Here is an 18,627-nt window from a genome sequence, read left to right on the forward strand (position 1 = left end):
AATCGACCCGCTCCTTTTATTTCACGGATGACGCCTCACGACGTTCATATTTTAAAACAGGCTTCCGTGCAGCGAGCGTCTCATCCATACGTTTAACGACCGTCGTATGCGGGGCCGTCTGTACGATTTCTGGATTTTCTTCCGCTTCTTTTGCAATCTGAAGCATCGCATCGCAGAATGCATCAAGCGTTTCTTTTGATTCGGTTTCAGTCGGTTCCACCATAATACACTCTTCCACATTCAATGGGAAATAGATTGTTGGTGGGTGGTACCCGAAGTCGAGCAATCGTTTCGCGATATCCAGTGTACGAACACCAAGTGCCTTTTGTCGCTTACCTGACAAGACGAATTCATGTTTGCAATACGTATCGTACGGTACGTCGAAGGCATCTTTCAATCGAGCAAACATATAGTTCGCGTTGAGCACGGCTTCACGCGATACACGCGTCAACCCTTCTGCTCCCATCGTTTTAATGTAGCTATACGCGCGAACATTGATTCCGAAGTTTCCATAGAACGGCTTGATTCGACCAATCGAGAGTGGACGATCGTAATCCAAGCCAAACCCTTCGTCTGTCTTCGTGACGATCGGTGTTGGCAAGAACGGAATCAAATCACGTTTTACCCCTACTGGACCAGAACCCGGACCACCACCGCCGTGAGGACCCGTGAATGTCTTATGCAAGTTCAAGTGAACGACATCAAAGCCCATGTCTCCTGGACGTGCGATTCCAAGAATCGCGTTCGAGTTCGCACCGTCATAATAAAGCTTTCCACCAGCCTCATGAACCACTTTTGAAATTTCGAGGATGTCCGCCTCAAACAATCCGAGCGTATTCGGGTTCGTCAGCATGAGAGCAGCCGTATCTGCACCAACTTTTGATTTCAAATCATCCAAATCCACAAGACCACGCTCATCCGACTTGACCGTCACCGTCTCAAATCCAGCAACGACGGCAGAAGCCGGGTTCGTTCCGTGTGCCGAGTCTGGAACGAGTACTTTCGTACGAGCCGTATCCCCATTGCGTTCATGGAACGCTTTGATCAACATGAGCCCCGTCCATTCGCCATGCGCCCCTGCTGCTGGTTGCAACGTCACTTCATCCATCCCCGTGATTTCAGCAAGTTGCTCTTGTAAGTCGACCATGAGTTCAAGCGCACCTTGAATCGTCTCAACGGGCTGTAATGGGTGAATGTGCGCGAATCCAGGAAGGCGTGCCATATCTTCGTTCACTTTCGGATTATATTTCATCGTACAAGAACCAAGCGGATAAAACCCTGAATCTACTCCATGGTTTCGTGTAGAGAGCGCCGTGTAATGACGAACGACGTCGAGCTCAGATACTTCAGGAAGTTCAGCCACTTCTTTTCGAATCATCGTCGCCGGCAATAATGATTCGAGGTCAACTTCCGGAACGGTAGGTGTCGGTAAGTTATATCCTGTTCGTCCTTCACGTGATACTTCAAAAATTAGCGTTTGTTCGTGTTGCATCATTTCATCCCCCCGACCACTTCGACAAACTGATCAATCTCTTCTTTCGTACGTAACTCTGTCGCACAGACTAGCATCTGTGACTGGCGCTCTTCTTCATACGTTCCGAGCGGAAGTCCACCAATCATTCCATGTTCAAGCAAGTGACGAGATACTTCTTCTGCATCGCGTCCGAAATCGACAACGAATTCATTAAACATCGGTCCCTCGTCAACGATTGTAAATCCTGCTGCTTTCAATGCTTCTTTCATGTAATGAGCTGTTTGGATATTTCGAACAGCCATGTCACGAATGCCATATTTCCCTAAAGCGGACATCGTGATCGAGGCGGCCAATGCGTTGAGCGCCTGGTTCGAACAGATGTTTGACGTTGCTTTGTCACGACGAATGTGTTGTTCACGCGCCTGTAACGTCAAGACAAATCCACGTTTTCCATCCTCATCTACCGTTTGCCCTACGAGTCGACCAGGTAGTTTACGCATCAATGACTTCTTCACCGCAAAATAACCACAAGACGGACCACCAAAACTTTGTGGAATCCCGAACGGTTGAGCATCCCCGACCGTAATGTCCGCCCCAAGCGCACCTGGTGATTCCAAAATGCCTAATGCAAGGGGGTTACTTGATACGACAAAAAGTGCACCTGCATCATGCGCTTGCTTCGCCAATTGCTCCAAATTTTCAATTCGACCGTAGAAGTTTGGGTATTGTACGACGAGACATGAAGCGTCTGTTAAATCGAGATCAGCTACATCCGTCACCCCATTTGTGACGTTTGTATATTCGACAGAAAGTCCTGGACCATCCGCATACGTGCGAATGACATCTTTCGCTTCAGGATGTACCGCTCCAGAAACGACGACGCGTTTTTTCTTCGTCTGCGCACTCGCTAGGTAAGTCGCTTCAGCAAGAGCCGTGATGCCGTCATACATCGACGAGTTTGCAACATCCATTCCGGTTAACTCACAAATCATCGTCTGGAACTCGAACATCGCCTGAAGCTCACCTTGTGATATTTCAGGTTGATATGGCGTGTACGCCGTATAAAATTCAGAACGTAAAAGCATATGGTTCATCACGGTTGGTGAGAGATGATCATACATCCCGGCACCGAGGAAACTTGGATAGGACTTCGTGTGTTTGTTTTTATCCGCTAGTTTCGTCATGTGACGAACGAGATCAACTTCCGGAAGTGGTGACCCGATTGCTGCAAGCGACGCTTTTTCGCGAAGCGACTCTGGAATATCCGCGAGCAACGATTCGATGGAATCCACTCCAATCGTTTGAAGCATGTCTCGCTCATCTTGTTCGGTCATCGGTAAATAACGAAATTCCATTCTGTTCATTCTGAATCCCCCTGTTTCATTTCGTTCGTTTATAGAAAGGTGTCGGTACGCGTTCGGCTTCAATCTTTTTGCCACGAATGTCGATGACAAATCGCTCTTCATCTTTGTAACGTGCATCCACACGTGCCCATGCAATCGACTCGTTTACTGTCGGAGGCATCGTACCGGTAGTAACGACCCCAATGACGTTCCCGTCGATTTCTACTTGCGCACCTTGACGTGCGATTCCGCGACCAAGCAATTTCAAGCCCACCATCCGGTTCGGAATGTTTTCTTTTTGTGTAGCGAGCGCCTCTTTCCCAATAAAATCAGTATCTAATTTAACCGCAAAATTAAGGTTCGCCTCGAACGGAGTGACCGACTCATCTAGTTCATGCCCATAGAGCGGAAGGCACGCTTCAAATCGTAGCGTATCTCGTGAACCTAACCCACAAGGTGTAACACCCTCTGCTTCAAGCGCTGCCCAGATTGCCGAGATTCCTTCTGCCCGCGCATAAATCTCGAATCCGTCTTCTCCTGTATAACCACTACGCGAAATGATTGAAGCAACACCGGCCACATCACCGTTTATAAATTTAAAGAAACCAACTTCGTCAAGCGCTACATTCGTAATCGTTTGAAGAACAGCTTCCGCATTTGGACCTTGAATGGCAATTTGGCCATATTCATCAGACTCATTCGTCACAGTGACGTCACCACTAACAAATTGACGAATATGCGCCTCGTCTTTTTCGATATTCGAGGCATTGACGACGAGCCAATAAGCATCTTCATCTAATCGGTAAACGAGTAAGTCATCCACTACGCCACCATTCTCGAGGCAGAGAAGGTTGTACTGAGCTTGACCGACTTTAATCTTTGAGACATCATTCGTCACAAGATTCTGCACTTGTTCTAGAGCGTCCGGTCCTTCAACCCGAATTTCTCCCATGTGAGATACATCAAACATCCCCACGTTTTGACGTACAGCCTGATGCTCTTCTTTGATCGAAGAAAACATAATCGGCATTTCGAACCCCGCAAAATCAACCATCTTCGCCTTCGGTTCAATCAATTCGAACAAAGGCGTACGTTTCAAAGTAACCTTTTCCATAATATCCCCCAATCCCGAACATAAAATGCTTTTGTTTTTGAAATCTTTCGTTTTCCATTCCACTTTAACAATTTTTATTCTTTCTGCATAGTTAAAAAAGCGAAAAAGAAAAAGGATGAAAAACGAAAACGTTTTCATCCTCATTATTTCATATTTTTGGCTCGGTGGAAACGTCAGAGCGTTCGATTCCCGCCGTACGTTTGATTTCATGTGTCAGCCCGACTGCCGCCTGTTTCAACTCAATCGATTCGTCTTTAGCTTTGATGCCGAAATCTTTGATTTGAGTAATAGATCGGTTAACCGCATCCACATGTCCTTTAATTTCAGTGACTTGTTGGTTGATGACGTCAGCACGAATTTTAAATCGTTCCGTCAAACGGTTTAATCTTCCGAACGTCGGCTTCATCTGTTTTTTAAATAACAAATATCCATATACACCAAGTCCAATGATGGCGAATAAAAGAATTGCAAGGTTAATCCAAATCATACTTTTTCCTCCTTCATACGGATAATTTGCTCTGCAATACATTGCGGTGTCCGGGACGCATTAATCGTCTCGTCCGCTTCTTGATAAAGAATGGTCCGTCGGTTGTACAGCGTCCGAACTTCCGCCTCTCCTTTTTTCACAAGCGGTCGATTCGAATCTTTGATCCTTGCCCAGCATTCCTCAAATGGTAAATCTAAATGAATGATTTTACCGTGTTCGCGCATCCAATGAATATTTTCAGAGCGTTCGACAATTCCACCACCCGTGAGAACAAAGTCAGCATCGATTTGCTGAAGTACTTTTGTTTCCACTTCGCGAAACGCTGACTCCCCGTATCGGTCAAAATATGTAGCGATGTCGGTTCCAATCCAGGTTTCGATTTCTTCATCGAGGTCCACGACGTCTCCATGTTCTTGCATAAAAGTGAACAAGGTAGACTTACCTGTACCCATAAATCCCACGATATAAAACGGTTTCTTATTCATAAGCAATCACCTCTTTATGACGTTCACCAGATGTCAACACCATTTCCACTTCCGTTCGATTCGGTGCAATCGGACGACATGTCACCGTCCCCGTCGGTTTGGTGAGTGTTACTGGTTGATTGCCACAACGTTCTTTTGCCAACAACAAGTGGGATTCAAAACGTATGGCCAATATCTCATCTGAGATTCGTCTCGTCGTTCGTTCTACATCAGTATACCAAAATAATGCAGTACCAAGTAACCACACGACGATTGTCAACGTGGTGATTAGAAAGAATCCTCTTTCATACACATGACGTACCGCTCCCTTTCGAAAGTTGAATCTTTCCATGAAATTCGAAATCCCGTACCGACCGTTTCGACGCGATACTGATCGATTCCTCTTAATAATAACAAGTTCCCTCCTCCGTCTCCAACCATGACCAAGTTCCCATTCAACTGTTTGATTGTCCATGGCCACACTTCTTCATCTGCCTTAAGAAAATCGCCTTTTAATCGCCCCTCATCGACGCGACAATTTTTGCTGTTCTGCAAACGACGTACAATGAGTTGGGGAGTCGTATGGTGCTCCCACTTCGGTTGTTCGTAAAGGCGTTGACCAAGCGTGAGCAATTCGACCAACAATAATAAAAAAATGGGGAGGATCAACAATACTGCCGTCATTTCTAGCATAGTAAACCCCGGATCAAAGCGTCGGTAAGCAAAAACCCTTTTCACACACTTCTTCACGCCCAGTCGGTTCAGCGGCTTCAAGCAGCACCTCTCCTTGTAATCGTTCATAAATGAATAACGTGTCACGCAACCGTGCTACTTGTTCATTCCCTTGCGTCACAAACGACGTCAAAATGAGTACCCACCCCATCACGACCGCTAGGCTCACACTCACTTCCCATAACGAGAATCCTTTTTCATCCCCCTTCATGGATGATCACCTCCGGTTCATACGTCCCAAGCCGAAACTTAAACGTGACAGATGTTTTCCCACTGACAAATTTCCACTGTCCTGCATAGGAAGCTGTTGCCTGGGAGAAGGTGATGGTATTGTAGGTTGGAAGATAAACAATGATTCCTTCCGGTACGTCTACTCTTCGCACTAAGGTCATTCCACACATGATTAAATACCTTCTCTGTTTAGCCACCCAAATCAACTTCGGCACGCAACTTCCATTTTCCGAAATGTACGGGTATTGTCCTGCTTCTTGAATGTTCGTCACTAACGTATCTGTAAAATCATATAGTTCAAGTCGCTCAAAAGGCTTCACTACAGGACTACTGATCAGTAGCAGGAAGGAAATGATCACGAGTACCCACGCCATCTCGACAAACGTATAGCCTTTCATTGTTTCTTCAGCGAACCATCAAGTGGAGAATACGTGTAGGCTGACGATTGACAACTATACACAAGTGGATCCGATGCAGAAGCACGCCCAATTACTTCTAATGTGGCAGGGTACGATTTATGTTCGGCATAGTGCAAATTGATTTCTGACTCGACAATTCGGACACTTCCCTCACAACTTACTTGGTCCGCCCGTGACTTTCCTTCTGTCAGCGTCGGTACGAGCAATAACAGTAAAATTGAAATAATAAGTAAGACCGCAGCCATCTCAACGAGAGTGAAACCTTGTTCTTCCTTCATGTGAATTTCCCCTTTCATAATTGAGCCATAATGAGTTTTACCGGCAAGTAAAGCGTATAGAATAAGGTGCCGACCATGACACTGAGCACACCATAAAGTGCCGGTTCTACTTTTTCAATCAATTGACGACTATATTGTTCCATTTCTTCGAATACAAGTTCTCGATGAAGTGACATCAATTCACCAAGTTCTCCACTCATCGACCCTACCCCTAACAAACTGACCACTTCATAGTCAATAAACCGTTCCTGTTTGACTGCCATTTCGATTCCTTCACCAGCAGATAACCGTTTGTGAATCCGATTTGCTATTTCAGCCATCTCCCCTTTTTCATTGGCGAGACGACTGATAATTTGCCTGATGTTCGTTTCCGTCTGTTGTAACAACGACAATTCGCTGACAAACAAATAAGTCAGGTACAGAGTTTTGCCACGGTTCCATATGTAAAACGGTAGCTCTACACCTTGTCGATGTAGCATGTAGACCGTAATCCCTAGCATCACAAATACAGAAAATAGTGTTGGGAAGAACCATTTCGATAGCAAAATTGAACCTGCCCCATCATACGTAGAGACATCAACCATCCCCATCAGCTTCGGGAAAATGTACAATGCATAGACCATCCCAAGACTGAGCAAGATAAAGAATATGATTAAAGGATATCGAATGAGTCGCTTCAATTCTTCCTTCAGCCGCATCCGCATTTCTAAAACTAAAACGACTTGAGATAACCCATCCATGAACCGCCCGTTCCGCTCGGCTGTCATCAATATCTCTTGCATTTGGCGATTTGTGATGATTAGCGAGAACACGTCCGCTAAGGAAGTACCAGATTCGAGTTGTGCCCTCATCTCCTGAACGTCCGCTTTCCTGTTTCCTTTTTCATGATATTCAAGTGTCTCCATCGTGGCTTTCAACGATACGCCTCGGGATTGAAGACGCAGAAAACGGTGAATCAATTGAATCGGTGGTTTTACTGAAGCGTTGCCCATTCACACGTCACCCCCTGATCACGCGTTAGTACACACCAATGTCTTGTCACTGACGATTTTCCGAGCAATTGTTCGATCCGTTTCTCCCTATCTTGAATCGTCGCTGTATGAAACGTAGTAATCGTCAAATGCCCACTGAGTGCAGCATCATAGGCGACGTTCAACTCCTCTTCTGTCCGTACCTCCCCAATCACAATGATGTCCGGGTCGGCACGTAACGTTTCTTTCAATAACTGTCGATGACTCAACCCTGCATTTGCATTCACTTCAAGTTGAATCACCCCATCAATCTTTTGTTCTGGAGGGTTTTCAATCGTGACAATCCGCTCACGCTTTAAGTGATTGAGCAGCGCGTACAATATTGTCGTCTTGCCCGCACCAGTAGCGCCTCCGATTAATAAGAGGCCATGTCGCGATTCTGACATTTCTTTAAAACGTTCAACGTCTTCTGGTCTCAACAAGTGATGAAGCTCAAATGCTTGATTAGGTACCCTCCAGGACATCAATGTTTGCGCAAATGATGGAAGAAATGTTACGCGAATGTCTTCTTGATCAAGTTCGTACACGCCCGACTGAGGCACACGTTGATTCGTGTCCGGTAACGAACACCAATATCGCATATGAAGTGTGAGACGATCGTATTGATTGATATCCATCGACTGAAGATCAAGCAGTCTCATATCTGATCGCATTTGGATCTTCACTTCATGTGTACTCGGTATAAAATGAAGATCGCTTGCACCCGCCTCTCTCGCCACAATCATCAGTTGTTCAATAAGCTCCTTCATTCCGTTCACCTCGAGAACAGCATAAAAAAAAGCCCACTCTGTTGAAAGTGGACTTGTCTTATGAAACTTGTGTCGAAACGACATGATGACGACGTGCATATGTTTCGATTGAAACCTTGTCATAACCGACAATGACTTCTTTTCCATCTGTTAAAATCGGACGTTTTAACAACTTCGGATTTTCACTCATCAGTTTGAGTAGTTCGCTCAGTTTCAAATCCTCAACATCAACGTCGAGTTGTTTGAAGGCTTGGCTTCTAGTAGCAAGAAGAGAATCTACACCTTCTTCACTAATCGCAAGGAGTTGTAGTAATTCATCGACAGTTGGTGCATCTCTGAAAATGTGACGTTCGCTCACTTGAAGTTCTTGTTCCTGTAAAAACGCTTTCGTCTTCCGGCAAGAAGTACAGCTCGGGTACGTGTAAAACATTAATTCTGATGCCATTTTATGTTCCTCCTCATTTCAACTTTTCACTTCGCTCATTTTGTATAAGTTGATTATACATCTCTTATACCCCGTTTGTACATATTTTGTACAACTTTTTTATAAATTTTGTACAACTTTATTTCCCGCATTGATTTCACATATTTTTCACGATTATTTTGCTCAATTCTCACGTTTCCATAGCATTTTTTCGAATGTGTTGGTAAAATAGTGAATGAGAATGGAATAATGCACGTATGGGGGGATTAACATGGCAAGAATGTTTCGTGTCCTAGGCTTCTGGACTGGGTTAGTGGCGGCACTTGCTTTCGTAGGCGCACTAGGCGGCGACCAAAGTAGTAGTGAACATACTGGTGACTTTATCGTTATGGGACTTGTCTTCTTAGCACAAACGATTTTCTTCGTCGCACTTGGCTACTTAAAGCTTACTGAAAAAACATATGTATACGTCTTCGGCGCGTATTTGACAATTTTCTTCGTTGTCTTTACGTATTGGAGCAACTTCCAAATGTAAAAAAGATTGTCTCGTCGGAGACAATCTTTTTTTATTGTTTGAAGAATGGATTCGTTTGCTTTTCTTCTTCGAGCGTCGTCTTCGGACCATGACCTGGATAAAGAACCGTCGCACCCGGAATCAAGTGTTTCATGCGATCAATAGACCCCATCAACGTTGCTTGATCGCCTCCGAACAAATCGGTACGCCCGACTGATTGTTTAAAAATCAAGTCACCACAAAACGCTATCCCTTCATCCGCCATGTATAACACGACACTTCCCGGAGAATGACCCGGGGTGTGATAAAGATGGAATGTAAAATTGCCGATAGTCAACGTATCGCCTTCATATACCTTTTCAGCCGGTTTCATCGCCGGTACAGGAAGATTGAAAGCAGCCGCCCCGTTCTTTTCTCCATTCGTCAACCAATCGCTTTCAAGACGGTGGACATACACAGGAACTTCATAACGTTCACGGAGTGCATCGACTCCTCCAATGTGATCGAAATGGGCGTGAGTCAGCAAAATCGCAGCGGGTGTACCAAGACGATCGATCACCTCGAAAAATCTTGGGTCATCCGTTCCTGGGTCAATGATAACGACACTTCCTTCTTTTTCAAGGACGTATCCATTCTCTTGCGCTAAGCCAGACGTAATCTTCTTCACTTGCATATGATTGATCCCCCTCTCATTCAAAACAATATTGTGGCAAAATTGTATCGATGTCAACCTTTGCTCGACAGCGCCTCAATAATCGGATAAAATAATAATGATATTTCAGTGAAATTTTTATGAATTTCATGACGTATAATTAAAGGGGGAACTCGTCATGCATTTGTATGAACCGTTCGGATGGATTTCTGTCATCGTCGCGATTGTGGCTGTATGGGGAATGATTCGTTCATTCAAAAAACGCCAATTCTTTCCACTCGCAGTTGCAGGCTTAACTGTACTCGTATTCGGATTCTTTGGTGTTGCCACGTTGATCTACGGCGGTATTCCAGGTTAATGGATTCGTATCAAGCAATCATCAAGCGACTTCGGTCGCTTTTTTTGTGCCTATAATTCCTCAACATAAAAAAAACGAACCAAATCACATTGTGGTTTGGTTCGTTTTTAAATTATTCATTCGTTTGTTCTTTAAAGCGGAGAAGGTCGGAATAAATCAAATCATCGTTCATTTGTAAGATTTTTTCCGCTTCTTCCGTCATTGGACCACAAAGCGTTGTGTCCTCAACCACTTCTCCAGAAGTAGCATTGTAACAAGTTGATTGTGTCCATACATATTCATCCGTCACAACCGTACCATCTCGGAAGATTGCACGACTATTTCGGTTTTCAGAGAACAAGTCATTCCCAAAGCCGATTGTGTCCGACGTGTCAATTCCAAGTAAGTGCAAGATTGTCGGTTTCATGTCGACGTGACTTCCGATCGTTTCATGCACTTCACCTTTATCTTGATCCGGCAAGTGAATCGCAAACGGCACCTGTTGTAATTTCGCCACATCATATGGTGTCAACTCTTCTTTACCGAGCAACTCTGCCATCGCATTGTTGTGGTTTGTCGAGATACCGTAGTGGTCACCATAAACAACGAAAATCGTATCCTCCCACATTCCGTTCTCTTTCAATTGATCGATGAAGAGACCGAGTGCATAGTCTTGATATGCAAGCGCCTGCGGGAAGTTGTTTAACGTCGTCGAACTTGTCTCGAACTTCGGTACGAGTTCATAGTCTTCGCTTGGCATCGTATATGGGAAGTGGTTCGTCAATGTGATGAACTTCGCATAGTATGGCTCAGGCAACTCTTGAAGCATCGGGATCGATTGTTCGAAGAAACTATCATCTAGGAGGCCCCATTCTGTCATGTCTTCTGGGTTACCGAGATCGTAGCTCTTTTCATCGAAGAATTGATCGACACCGATATTTTTATACATTTGGTCGCGGTTCCAGAACGATTTATTGTTCGCATGGAAGACGGCCGAATAATAGTTATCTTCTTTAATCAACTCTGGAAGAGCTTGATATTCGTTGTCCGCGTTCGTAAAGTATACAGCACCACGCGGTAAGCCATATAGCGAGTTATCGAGCGCAAACTCGGCATCTGATGTCTTCCCTTGACCTACTGTATGGTAGTAGTTTGGCCAATAGTGAGACTCTTCAATCAGCTTGTTCAAGTTTGGCGTGATATATTCACCGTTCGGCGCTTTCATGTTATGCGTGAAGTTTTGTGCAGATTCGAATGACACAACAATCACGTTTTTTCCTTTATACTTACCAAACAAATCAGGGTTCGGTGCAGCATAGTTTTGACGAGTGAATTGTTCGATTGTTGCAAGCTCTGATTCGTCAGCCATCGCTTTTTGAGCAGATGTTTTCGTTTGAAGCATCGCGTCATACACATGGAAGTTAAATGTTCCGATGTTTTTCACTAATAGCTCACGGTCGAATGAACGAGTCAACAATTCAGGACGTTCTGTTTCAGCCAATGAAAGGTTGAACAAGAATACCGATACAGCTGCAACGAACGTTACGAGCGCGCGACGATGTGAAGCGGCATTCTCTTTCATATTCATACGCCATAAGATAAACGGTAAGACAAAAACGTCACCAAGAATGATCAAGTCTTTCCATTCGAGAAGTGATGTGAACGATGTCGATAGCGTCTCCATGTTCGATGGTTGCATAATGACCGGCATCGTTAAATAGTCCGTAAATTCACGATAATATACGGCATCCGCAAACAAGATGAAGGATGCGAGCGCGTAAAGCGTGTAGAGCACCCATTTTTGTTTGTTTCCTTTAAAGAAGAAATGGAAGGCAAACAAGAATAATGTCGAACTGATCGGGCTGATCAGTAGGATAAAAGCTTGTGCGGTGTTTTCAATCGGAATGTTGAAGAAAAATTGGTAGACGATATACGTCTTCGTCCAAAGCAATAACGTAAAAATCCAAAATAGACGATATTCTTGAAACGAAGCGCGGACCGTATCGTTCAGTCTCGTCGATAGCTTCGAGAAGCGTTGAGATGAATTCATCTGACGGTCTCCTCCTCTTTTCAGTTTTCGGCATGTTTTTATAGCCATTATTTTTATATTTGTTTATACATTGTACAATTCGATCTGAATAGTACACGTCCAGTATCAAGTCCAAATCTTACCCCTTTTTTAATAAAAAATCAACTGTGACGTTACAAATTTTACAATATCCCATACCCTTTCCCATAAGAAAACACGCCTGCAATGTGCAGACGTGTCAGTTTTATACGCGTGTTGGAAGGAAGTGTTTGCGTGCTAACCAGCCACAACCGATGACTCCGGCATCATTTTCAAGTTCAGCGATTTTAAACGTCGTCGACTCATAGACACGTTCGAGTGCAAAGCGCTTGAACTGAGCATCGAGCGGTTCAAGCAATGACGTCCCTGCTTTTGAGACGCCGCCACCGATGACGATCATTTTCGGGTTGAGTGTGTTGGCGATATTCGAGATTGTTAATCCGAGATATTCTGTCATCTCGTCAATCACTTCTGTCGCGATTGTATCCCCAGCTTTATAAGCTTCGAATACGTCACGTGCCGTCACTTCTTTCAATTCGTTCAACGAAGTATCTTGATTTTTCCGTTTTTGCAACGCTAAACGTGAAATACCTGTCGCAGAGGCAATTGTTTCGATACACCCTAATCGGCCACAACCACATTTTACAGCTTTCGCCTCATCTCGCTCGACGGTGATATGACCGATTTCTCCTGCCATGCCAGCCGTACCATGAACGATGTTTCCGTTCGTGATGACGCCACCACCGACGCCTGTACCGAGCGTGATGGCAAGTAATTCTGATGCACCTTCACCTGCACCCTTCCACATTTCCCCGAGGGCAGCGGCATTCGCATCGTTTTCGAGGACCGCGGGGAGTCCGACCGCCTTTTCGAACTCACTCACAAGAGCGAAGTCTTTCCATCCGATGTTCGGTGAATATTCGACAATACCTTCAGAGAAATTGATGAATCCAGGGGCTCCAATACCTGCACCTGCGAAATCTTCTTTCTTCTTACCTGACGTCTCTAAATACGTTTCAAATGAGGCTGCGATGTCTTTTGGAATATGTACACCGTTTTCTCGAATATCCGTTTTAACTTCCCACTTATCAGAAATGATGCCATTCATGTCTAAAACAGCCATCTTCACCGTTGTACCACCGATGTCGATTCCTAATAACCATTTCATACCGTTCACTCCTCATCTCAACTAAATCGCTTTCATTGAATAGTGTACACTATTATCCCCTCAGTGCAACCCTTTGCACTAAGGGGATTTCTGTCAATCTGTTGAATTTTTCAATTCGTGGGTCAAAATGATTTTTGCCGTATCGTATACACGCTGCTCGATGATGCCCCCTTCATACAACTCGTCGAGTTCCATCATCATCAGTGAGATTTCAGCATCCCGCTCCCCGATGTAAATAATGGTACCGAACGACTTTAAAAACTGTTGGACATCATAAAAGTTTTTCATGCTTCTTCCTCCATCGTTGACAAGACATAACGATTTAACAATTCTCTTGTCGCTTCCATAGACGTCACATGTGTCCGTTCGTAACTATGACTTGACTCAATTCCTGGACCAATCAAAGCGTGCTTCACATCGTATCCAGCCCGAATCGCAGCCGACGCATCCGAACCGTAATAAGGATAGATATCGACTTTATAAGCGATGTCATGTGTCTTACATAATGAAGTAAACTTACGGCGCAAGTTAATATCATAAGGACCAGATGAATCTTTGGCACAAATCGAAACCGTATATTCATCTGAATGTTGCCCATCTCCGAGCGCACCCATATCGACGGCGATGTACTCCACAACATTTTCAGGAATACCGGCATTTCCTCCGAATCCGACTTCTTCGTAATTCGAGATTAGAAAGTGGACCGTGTGGGGTAACTCGTAGCTAACCAAATCTTTAGCTAAGTCTAATAAAATGGCCACAGACGCCTTATCGTCCAAATGACGAGATTTCACGTATCCGGAAGCCGTCACCTTGAATCGTGGATCAAATGATACAAAGTCACCGATTTCAATTCCAAGTGCCGTCACATCTTCGCGAGAATGGACTTTCTCATCCAATCGAACTTCAATGTTTGATGCAGAGCGCTCTGCCGAATTCGTGTCCTTATAAACATGGACACTCGACTGATGGACGAGAATGGTCCCTTCGATTGCCTCACCCTCCTCGCGATGAATGAGACAGTTTTCTCCTTCAATCGCCGTCCAAGCGTATCCACCTACTTGCGTGAGTCGTAAGCGCCCGCTCGGCAAGATGTCTTTGACCATCGCCCCAAGCGTATCGACATGCGCCGTCAAAAGACGCGCCTCCTTCGAACGTCCTGGGAACGTTGCGAGCAACGCCCCTTTATGTAAACGAGACGTCTTCACACCGAGTGCTTGAAGTTCATTTTCTGCAAATCCAATCGCCTCCTCCGTCATGCCAGACGGACTCGGGATTTCAACTAATTTTTTCAGTGTATCAATCATCATATTCTCCCCTTACCAAGATCCATACCCGTATAGTAGACCAAACAACATGGCCGTGAGCACAGAAAATAAGATGCGTTGTGTTCGATTTTTCTCATCAGGCAATCCGACGACACCAGAGACGACGAATCCACCTAGTAAACCACCTGCATGTGCAAAATGGTCCAAGCTCGCGCCTAATACGAACGCGAGTCCCACATTTAATCCTAACATAATAAAGAGCGGAGGTCCGAGCGTCTTCATAAAGAGCGAACGATCCCGTAGTCCAAAATAGAGTAATGCACCGACCAAACCAAATAAGGCTCCTGATGCCCCGGCTGAAATGGATTCACTGAACGCATACGATGCCGTCGTCGCTAGAATCCCACCAACTACGTATATGATGAGAAAGCGGATGGAGCCATACATCCGTTCAACGAGCGGACCGAGTGACCAGAGCGCAAACATATTGATGGCAAAATGGAACCATCCGATATGCAGAAACATTGGCGTAATTAACCGCCACCATTCCCCTTCTTCGATGAGCGGGTTCACTTTCGCACCAAATGCGATCAACGTATTCGGGTCGAATGTCGAACCGACTGATTCAGCTAGCCACATGACTAAAAAGGTGATGAACATTAATCCGTACACTATTTGCGGTTTACCAAAGGAGAATCGTTTCTTTAACTCCGCTTTCTTCTTTCGATCCATTGCGACCGCGAGCAATCGAAAACGGTCGTCCTCCATCGTAGGTGTACAAATCGAGCGAGATAATGTCACTCTCGCCGGAATTGGGAACGTCATGGAGTCGACTCGCTCTTCATCAACGAGACGGTCGCCATATATGTGAATCGTCAAACGCTTTCGTCCAATACGAGATAGACGAAAAGCGCTCAAGATTGCGTTAATGTCAGTACCGACATGATTCGCCCATGCTTTTTCAGTTTGAACGTATAAGTCATAGCGATCACCTGCTTTTGTATCAAACAAGATGACTGCACGAGACGGCTCTAATATCCCTTCAATCCGCCCACCGTTCTCGATCGCTTGATAAATGCCTTCCCAGAAGCAAGTCGCCAACAAAACCCCTCCTCTCTCATTCTATTGTAAATCACGTTGTACCTCACGACAAAGTCACGGCTTGCCCAAAACGTACAAAAAAAACCCACAACCTTTAAGGCTGCAGGTCATTCAAATACGACAATTACAAGACAGGCTCCATCGTTTTCATGAGAACGTTAGCTGAATGTTGCATTTTTTGATGTTCTTCTTCTGACAACTCAATCTCAACGACTTCTCGCACGCCCTGACGGTTAATGATGGCTGGTACCCCGATATGAATATCGTGTAAACCGTATTCCCCATCAAGGTGAGCACCGACTGTCAGCAATGTGTTCTCGTTACGAAGGACCGCTTTGACCAGACGGAGTAATCCGAGGCCGATGGCATAGTATGTCGCACCTTTACGTTCGATGATGTGATAAGCCGCATCACGTACGTTCACATAAATGTCTTCAAGGTCTTGCCAGTTATATTCATCATGCTCTTCAAGCAACTGCTCAACAGACTTTCCGTAAATACGAGCATTGCTCCAAGCAGCAAACTCGGTGTCACCGTGCTCACCCATGATGTAAGCATGACAGTTACGTGGGTCGACATTGAAATAGTCGCCAAGCATATAACGTAAACGAGACGTGTCGAGTACGGTACCTGAGCCGAAGACGCGATGTTTAGGAAGTCCTGAATACTTCCATGCCAAATGCGTCATAATGTCGACAGGGTTTGAGGCGATAATGATAATGCCATCAAAACCAGAATCCATAATATCTGAAATCATCGACTTCATGATCTTCGCATTTTTCTCGACAAGGTCAAGACGAGTTTCCCCTGGACGTTGCGGTGCACCTGCAGTAATGACGACGATGTCTGCTACACCACAGTCTGCATAATCTCCTGCCCACACACGCATCGGTGAAGAAGCGAACGAGACGCCGTGGTTTAAGTCCATCGCTTCTCCTTCTGCTTTTGCCTTGTTGATGTCAATGATGACGAGTTCTTCACAAAGGCTTGCTGTCGTTAACTGGTACGCGAAACTCGCTCCAACTGCCCCTGCCCCTACGAGTGCGACGCGCGTTACTTTAGCATGATTTAATGTTTCCATATTGATTCTCCACCCTTCGATCAATCTGTTTCATGTTTTTGTTATCTCTGTTACAACAAGATTGTAACATCATTCACAAACCCTAACTACAGTGGAAACCGTTTTCACTTTGGCGATATTGTGACAACTTTCACATTCATTTGAAACATCTTCATTTTCTGTACTACCCTCATCCGAACACCAAAAAACAAATAGACGTCGCTCCAAGAACGGATAAAAAATTGACTGCATCATTCCCTAGCACACGCCATCCTGACACATACGTTGTAGGAACTTGATGATGAACTTTCTTTTCCGTCAGCTTTCCACAAACCGTACAGCGAAACTTCCGTTGAACAGTCGCCCCGAGCAATGTATCGATGACGCTCCCGCTCAGTCCGATTCCCCAAAGCGTCAACAGTAATGCCATATCCAATTCGACAAACAGAAGAGAAGAACAGACGATCACGAATGCCCCTAAAATCGACATGACTGTCCCAAACGTTGAGACAGCACCGCTCGTTCCCGGCTCAACTTCTCTAAAAGTGAACATGAAACGCGGTTTACGTTTTGCGAGGACACCGAATTCAGACCCCCATGTGTCACTCGTCGCTGCCGCAATAGACACGATGTACATATAAAGGTAGACGAGATTATCTGTCAGTAAGTAACCGAGGGCACAAAGAATCCCTACCCCACCGTTTGCTAACACTTGAATGGCGTCGCGTGCTCCCGTTTTTTCGACAATCTCATCTACATTTTGCTTATCGCGAGATCGATATTTCGATGCAAGAGAAGACGTCGAGAAAAACACACCGAGTAAATAGAGGCCGAACCAACCAAACGATAACCCGATCAACACCCCTGTCACTATAGTCAAGATGGCTCCCGAGAGCGTCAAAGAGCGCAACCGATACCCGAGAAAGGCGACGATACAAGTTACAACAAAAATGGCGAACATTGAATCATCTCCTTTTCTGTCACAATCCACTGAACAGGTAGATCATGTGGTTCCGTCGGTACTTGATCGACAAGTTGAACCGAGTAAGCCAATGAAACCGTCTCCCCTTCATATGTACGTAAAAAACGGTCATAGTATCCTCCGCCCCAACCGATTCGATATCCTGAACGGTCAAATACTCTTCCCGGCACAAGACAGAGGTCGATGGTTTTCGTTGTTGGCGGGGTCGTCGGCTCCAAAATATTCATGACGCCCGTCTCAAGGTCATCTACCGAATGAATAATATGAAACGTTAACCCCTGCTCCGTTACTTTCGGGACGCACACCGTTTTTCCTGCTTCAAACGCCTCATGAATGATTGGCGACGTATCGATTTCAAGCGGTAGTGACGATGTCACAGCAATCGTCTGGCTTTCTCTCCATATCTCTGTTGCGAACAACCGATGATGGATGACTTGATCCACTTGTTGTCGATTGTTCATTTGTTTAATGTATTGATGGACAGTTCGTCTTAACGCTGCTTTGTCTTCCACAACGCATTCCTCCTTACAAAAAAAGCCGCCACATATGTGACGGCCGGTCCCTCATTACTTCACTTCGCGGTAAAGCGTGTGACGACGGAGACGTGGGTTGTATTTGCGCAACTCAAGGCGCTCTGGGTTGTTACGTTTGTTTTTCTTCGTGATGTACGTGCGATCGCCTGTTTCTGTGCAAGCTAATGTAATTTTAACGCGCATTTCTTTCACTCCCAT

The 18,627-nt window shown here is 45.1% G+C and carries 25 protein-coding genes and 1 pseudogene; 2 read left to right on the plus strand and 24 right to left on the minus strand.

From position 1 onward, the window contains the following. Positions 1–16: 16 nt before the first annotated feature. From gcvPB to KNP04_RS01685, 14 genes and pseudogenes are all read right to left on the minus strand, one after another. Positions 17–1,492 (minus strand): aminomethyl-transferring glycine dehydrogenase subunit GcvPB, encoded by a 1,476-nt coding sequence (gene gcvPB / locus KNP04_RS01625; RefSeq protein ID WP_483297962.1) that lies wholly within the window; start codon positions 1,490–1,492, stop codon positions 17–19. After that, entirely contained in the window at positions 1,492–2,829 is a 1,338-nt protein-coding gene (gene gcvPA, locus KNP04_RS01630; protein ID WP_214821690.1) for an aminomethyl-transferring glycine dehydrogenase subunit GcvPA, read from the minus strand. The genes gcvPB and gcvPA overlap by 1 nt, the downstream gene beginning before the upstream one ends. 25 nt (positions 2,830–2,854) lie before the next feature. Then, positions 2,855–3,931: a glycine cleavage system aminomethyltransferase GcvT gene (gcvT, locus tag KNP04_RS01635; RefSeq protein ID WP_214820231.1), complete on the minus strand. Its 1,077-nt coding sequence runs from the start codon at positions 3,929–3,931 to the stop codon at positions 2,855–2,857. A gap of 148 nt (positions 3,932–4,079) precedes the next feature. Beyond that, the gene (locus KNP04_RS01640; RefSeq protein ID WP_214820233.1) at positions 4,080–4,418 is read right to left on the minus strand and encodes a hypothetical protein; all 339 of its coding nucleotides are present in this window, start codon (positions 4,416–4,418) and stop codon (positions 4,080–4,082) included. Beyond that, a complete protein-coding gene (locus KNP04_RS01645) occupies positions 4,415–4,903 on the minus strand; it encodes a shikimate kinase (protein WP_214820235.1) in 489 nt (162 codons plus the stop codon). Before KNP04_RS01645 ends, KNP04_RS01640 begins: the two co-directional genes overlap by 4 nt. Further along, the gene (locus tag KNP04_RS01650) at positions 4,896–5,162 is read right to left on the minus strand and encodes a hypothetical protein (RefSeq protein ID WP_214874510.1); all 267 of its coding nucleotides are present in this window, start codon (positions 5,160–5,162) and stop codon (positions 4,896–4,898) included. Before KNP04_RS01650 ends, KNP04_RS01645 begins: the two co-directional genes overlap by 8 nt. Positions 5,163–5,170: 8 nt before the next feature. Continuing rightward, a complete protein-coding gene (locus tag KNP04_RS01655; RefSeq protein ID WP_251129805.1) occupies positions 5,171–5,524 on the minus strand; it encodes a hypothetical protein in 354 nt (117 codons plus the stop codon). Then, positions 5,525–5,632 (minus strand): annotated as a pseudogene (locus tag KNP04_RS15470) (prepilin-type N-terminal cleavage/methylation domain-containing protein); the annotation flags it as partial. It abuts the gene before it with no gap. Further along, positions 5,589–5,825, minus strand: a complete 237-nt coding sequence (locus KNP04_RS01660; protein ID WP_074033316.1) for a hypothetical protein — start codon at positions 5,823–5,825, stop codon at positions 5,589–5,591. The gene KNP04_RS01660 and the pseudogene KNP04_RS15470, both read right to left, overlap by 44 nt. Continuing rightward, entirely contained in the window at positions 5,812–6,243 is a 432-nt protein-coding gene (locus KNP04_RS01665; RefSeq protein ID WP_214693002.1) for a prepilin-type cleavage/methylation domain-containing protein, read from the minus strand. Before KNP04_RS01665 ends, KNP04_RS01660 begins: the two co-directional genes overlap by 14 nt. Continuing rightward, positions 6,240–6,542 (minus strand): prepilin-type N-terminal cleavage/methylation domain-containing protein, encoded by a 303-nt coding sequence (locus KNP04_RS01670; RefSeq protein WP_214820238.1) that lies wholly within the window; start codon positions 6,540–6,542, stop codon positions 6,240–6,242. The genes KNP04_RS01665 and KNP04_RS01670 overlap by 4 nt, the downstream gene beginning before the upstream one ends. 14 nt (positions 6,543–6,556) lie before the next feature. Continuing rightward, complete coding sequence (locus tag KNP04_RS01675) at positions 6,557–7,534, minus strand: type II secretion system F family protein (protein WP_214820241.1); 978 nt, start codon at positions 7,532–7,534, stop codon at positions 6,557–6,559. Next, the gene (locus KNP04_RS01680) at positions 7,516–8,322 is read right to left on the minus strand and encodes an ATPase, T2SS/T4P/T4SS family (protein ID WP_214874511.1); all 807 of its coding nucleotides are present in this window, start codon (positions 8,320–8,322) and stop codon (positions 7,516–7,518) included. The genes KNP04_RS01675 and KNP04_RS01680 overlap by 19 nt, the downstream gene beginning before the upstream one ends. A 58-nt stretch (positions 8,323–8,380) precedes the next feature. Continuing rightward, positions 8,381–8,767 carry a Spx/MgsR family RNA polymerase-binding regulatory protein gene (locus KNP04_RS01685; protein ID WP_074033321.1) on the minus strand — a complete coding sequence of 129 codons (387 nt, stop codon included), beginning with the start codon at positions 8,765–8,767 and terminating at the stop codon, positions 8,381–8,383. Positions 8,768–9,017: 250 nt separating this feature from the next. Here KNP04_RS01685 and KNP04_RS01690 point away from each other — a divergent pair, with 250 nt between their 5' ends. Continuing rightward, positions 9,018–9,281, plus strand: a complete 264-nt coding sequence (locus KNP04_RS01690) for a DUF2626 domain-containing protein (RefSeq protein WP_012726597.1) — start codon at positions 9,018–9,020, stop codon at positions 9,279–9,281. 31 nt (positions 9,282–9,312) lie between these two features. Here KNP04_RS01690 and KNP04_RS01695 read toward each other — a convergent pair whose 3' ends face one another. Then, entirely contained in the window at positions 9,313–9,933 is a 621-nt protein-coding gene (locus tag KNP04_RS01695; protein WP_074033322.1) for an MBL fold metallo-hydrolase, read from the minus strand. Positions 9,934–10,090: 157 nt separating this feature from the next. On the opposite strand from KNP04_RS01695, the gene KNP04_RS01700 reads away from it, so the two are divergent. Then, positions 10,091–10,270: a DUF2759 domain-containing protein gene (locus KNP04_RS01700; RefSeq protein ID WP_074033323.1), complete on the plus strand. Its 180-nt coding sequence runs from the start codon at positions 10,091–10,093 to the stop codon at positions 10,268–10,270. Between the two features lie 112 nt (positions 10,271–10,382). Here the strand turns inward: KNP04_RS01700 and KNP04_RS01705 are convergent, their stop codons facing one another. The 9 genes from KNP04_RS01705 to rpmG all read right to left on the minus strand — a co-directional run bounded on the left by KNP04_RS01705 (position 10,383) and on the right by rpmG (position 18,627). Beyond that, a complete protein-coding gene (locus KNP04_RS01705) occupies positions 10,383–12,299 on the minus strand; it encodes an LTA synthase family protein (RefSeq protein WP_214820245.1) in 1,917 nt (638 codons plus the stop codon). Between the two features lie 223 nt (positions 12,300–12,522). After that, on the minus strand, positions 12,523–13,485 hold the full coding sequence (locus KNP04_RS01710) for an ROK family glucokinase (RefSeq protein ID WP_214820247.1): 963 nt from the start codon (positions 13,483–13,485) through the stop codon (positions 12,523–12,525). Positions 13,486–13,578: 93 nt separating this feature from the next. Beyond that, positions 13,579–13,773, minus strand: coding sequence for a YqgQ family protein (locus KNP04_RS01715; protein ID WP_012726602.1), 195 nt, complete (start codon positions 13,771–13,773; stop codon positions 13,579–13,581). Further along, positions 13,770–14,792 (minus strand): M42 family metallopeptidase, encoded by a 1,023-nt coding sequence (locus KNP04_RS01720; protein ID WP_214874512.1) that lies wholly within the window; start codon positions 14,790–14,792, stop codon positions 13,770–13,772. The genes KNP04_RS01715 and KNP04_RS01720 overlap by 4 nt, the downstream gene beginning before the upstream one ends. 12 nt (positions 14,793–14,804) lie before the next feature. After that, the gene (locus KNP04_RS01725) at positions 14,805–15,854 is read right to left on the minus strand and encodes a rhomboid family intramembrane serine protease (RefSeq protein WP_251126051.1); all 1,050 of its coding nucleotides are present in this window, start codon (positions 15,852–15,854) and stop codon (positions 14,805–14,807) included. A 124-nt stretch (positions 15,855–15,978) separates the two neighbouring features. After that, positions 15,979–16,935: an L-lactate dehydrogenase gene (locus KNP04_RS01730; protein WP_074033328.1), complete on the minus strand. Its 957-nt coding sequence runs from the start codon at positions 16,933–16,935 to the stop codon at positions 15,979–15,981. A gap of 169 nt (positions 16,936–17,104) precedes the next feature. Continuing rightward, positions 17,105–17,875 (minus strand): DUF92 domain-containing protein, encoded by a 771-nt coding sequence (locus tag KNP04_RS01735; RefSeq protein ID WP_214820252.1) that lies wholly within the window; start codon positions 17,873–17,875, stop codon positions 17,105–17,107. After that, complete coding sequence (locus KNP04_RS01740) at positions 17,854–18,408, minus strand: 5-formyltetrahydrofolate cyclo-ligase (RefSeq protein ID WP_214874513.1); 555 nt, start codon at positions 18,406–18,408, stop codon at positions 17,854–17,856. The genes KNP04_RS01735 and KNP04_RS01740 overlap by 22 nt, the downstream gene beginning before the upstream one ends. A gap of 54 nt (positions 18,409–18,462) precedes the next feature. Next, positions 18,463–18,627 (minus strand): 50S ribosomal protein L33, encoded by a 165-nt coding sequence (rpmG, locus tag KNP04_RS01745; protein WP_255313299.1) that lies wholly within the window; start codon positions 18,625–18,627, stop codon positions 18,463–18,465.

The organism is Exiguobacterium sp. CH10 (assembly GCF_018617635.1).
Taxonomy (GTDB): domain Bacteria; phylum Bacillota; class Bacilli; order Exiguobacteriales; family Exiguobacteriaceae; genus Exiguobacterium; species Exiguobacterium aestuarii_A.

Excerpts from the sequence above, each read along its gene's own strand:
- gcvPB (WP_483297962.1), bottom strand. The coding sequence starts at position 1,492 with ATGCAACACGAACAAACGCTAATTTTTGAAGTATCACGTGAAGGACGA.
- gcvT (WP_214820231.1), bottom strand. The coding sequence starts at position 3,931 with ATGGAAAAGGTTACTTTGAAACGTACGCCTTTGTTCGAATTGATTGAA.
- KNP04_RS01720 (WP_214874512.1), bottom strand. The coding sequence starts at position 14,792 with ATGATTGATACACTGAAAAAATTAGTTGAAATCCCGAGTCCGTCTGGC.
- KNP04_RS01665 (WP_214693002.1), bottom strand. The coding sequence starts at position 6,243 with ATGAAAGGCTATACGTTTGTCGAGATGGCGTGGGTACTCGTGATCATT.
- KNP04_RS01685 (WP_074033321.1), bottom strand. The coding sequence starts at position 8,767 with ATGGCATCAGAATTAATGTTTTACACGTACCCGAGCTGTACTTCTTGC.
- KNP04_RS01640 (WP_214820233.1), bottom strand. The coding sequence starts at position 4,418 with ATGATTTGGATTAACCTTGCAATTCTTTTATTCGCCATCATTGGACTT.
- KNP04_RS01730 (WP_074033328.1), bottom strand. The coding sequence starts at position 16,935 with ATGGAAACATTAAATCATGCTAAAGTAACGCGCGTCGCACTCGTAGGG.
- KNP04_RS01695 (WP_074033322.1), bottom strand. The coding sequence starts at position 9,933 with ATGCAAGTGAAGAAGATTACGTCTGGCTTAGCGCAAGAGAATGGATAC.
- KNP04_RS01660 (WP_074033316.1), bottom strand. The coding sequence starts at position 5,825 with ATGAAGGGGGATGAAAAAGGATTCTCGTTATGGGAAGTGAGTGTGAGC.
- KNP04_RS01700 (WP_074033323.1), top strand. The coding sequence starts at position 10,091 with ATGCATTTGTATGAACCGTTCGGATGGATTTCTGTCATCGTCGCGATT.
- KNP04_RS01690 (WP_012726597.1), top strand. The coding sequence starts at position 9,018 with ATGGCAAGAATGTTTCGTGTCCTAGGCTTCTGGACTGGGTTAGTGGCG.
- KNP04_RS01715 (WP_012726602.1), bottom strand. The coding sequence starts at position 13,773 with ATGAAAAACTTTTATGATGTCCAACAGTTTTTAAAGTCGTTCGGTACC.
- KNP04_RS01670 (WP_214820238.1), bottom strand. The coding sequence starts at position 6,542 with ATGAAGGAAGAACAAGGTTTCACTCTCGTTGAGATGGCTGCGGTCTTA.
- KNP04_RS01735 (WP_214820252.1), bottom strand. The coding sequence starts at position 17,875 with ATGTTCGCCATTTTTGTTGTAACTTGTATCGTCGCCTTTCTCGGGTAT.
- gcvPA (WP_214821690.1), bottom strand. The coding sequence starts at position 2,829 with ATGGAATTTCGTTATTTACCGATGACCGAACAAGATGAGCGAGACATG.
- rpmG (WP_255313299.1), bottom strand. The coding sequence starts at position 18,627 with ATGGGAGTGAAAGAAATGCGCGTTAAAATTACATTAGCTTGCACAGAA.
- KNP04_RS01645 (WP_214820235.1), bottom strand. The coding sequence starts at position 4,903 with ATGAATAAGAAACCGTTTTATATCGTGGGATTTATGGGTACAGGTAAG.
- KNP04_RS01680 (WP_214874511.1), bottom strand. The coding sequence starts at position 8,322 with ATGAAGGAGCTTATTGAACAACTGATGATTGTGGCGAGAGAGGCGGGT.
- KNP04_RS01710 (WP_214820247.1), bottom strand. The coding sequence starts at position 13,485 with ATGAAATGGTTATTAGGAATCGACATCGGTGGTACAACGGTGAAGATG.
- KNP04_RS01705 (WP_214820245.1), bottom strand. The coding sequence starts at position 12,299 with ATGAATTCATCTCAACGCTTCTCGAAGCTATCGACGAGACTGAACGAT.
- KNP04_RS01675 (WP_214820241.1), bottom strand. The coding sequence starts at position 7,534 with ATGGGCAACGCTTCAGTAAAACCACCGATTCAATTGATTCACCGTTTT.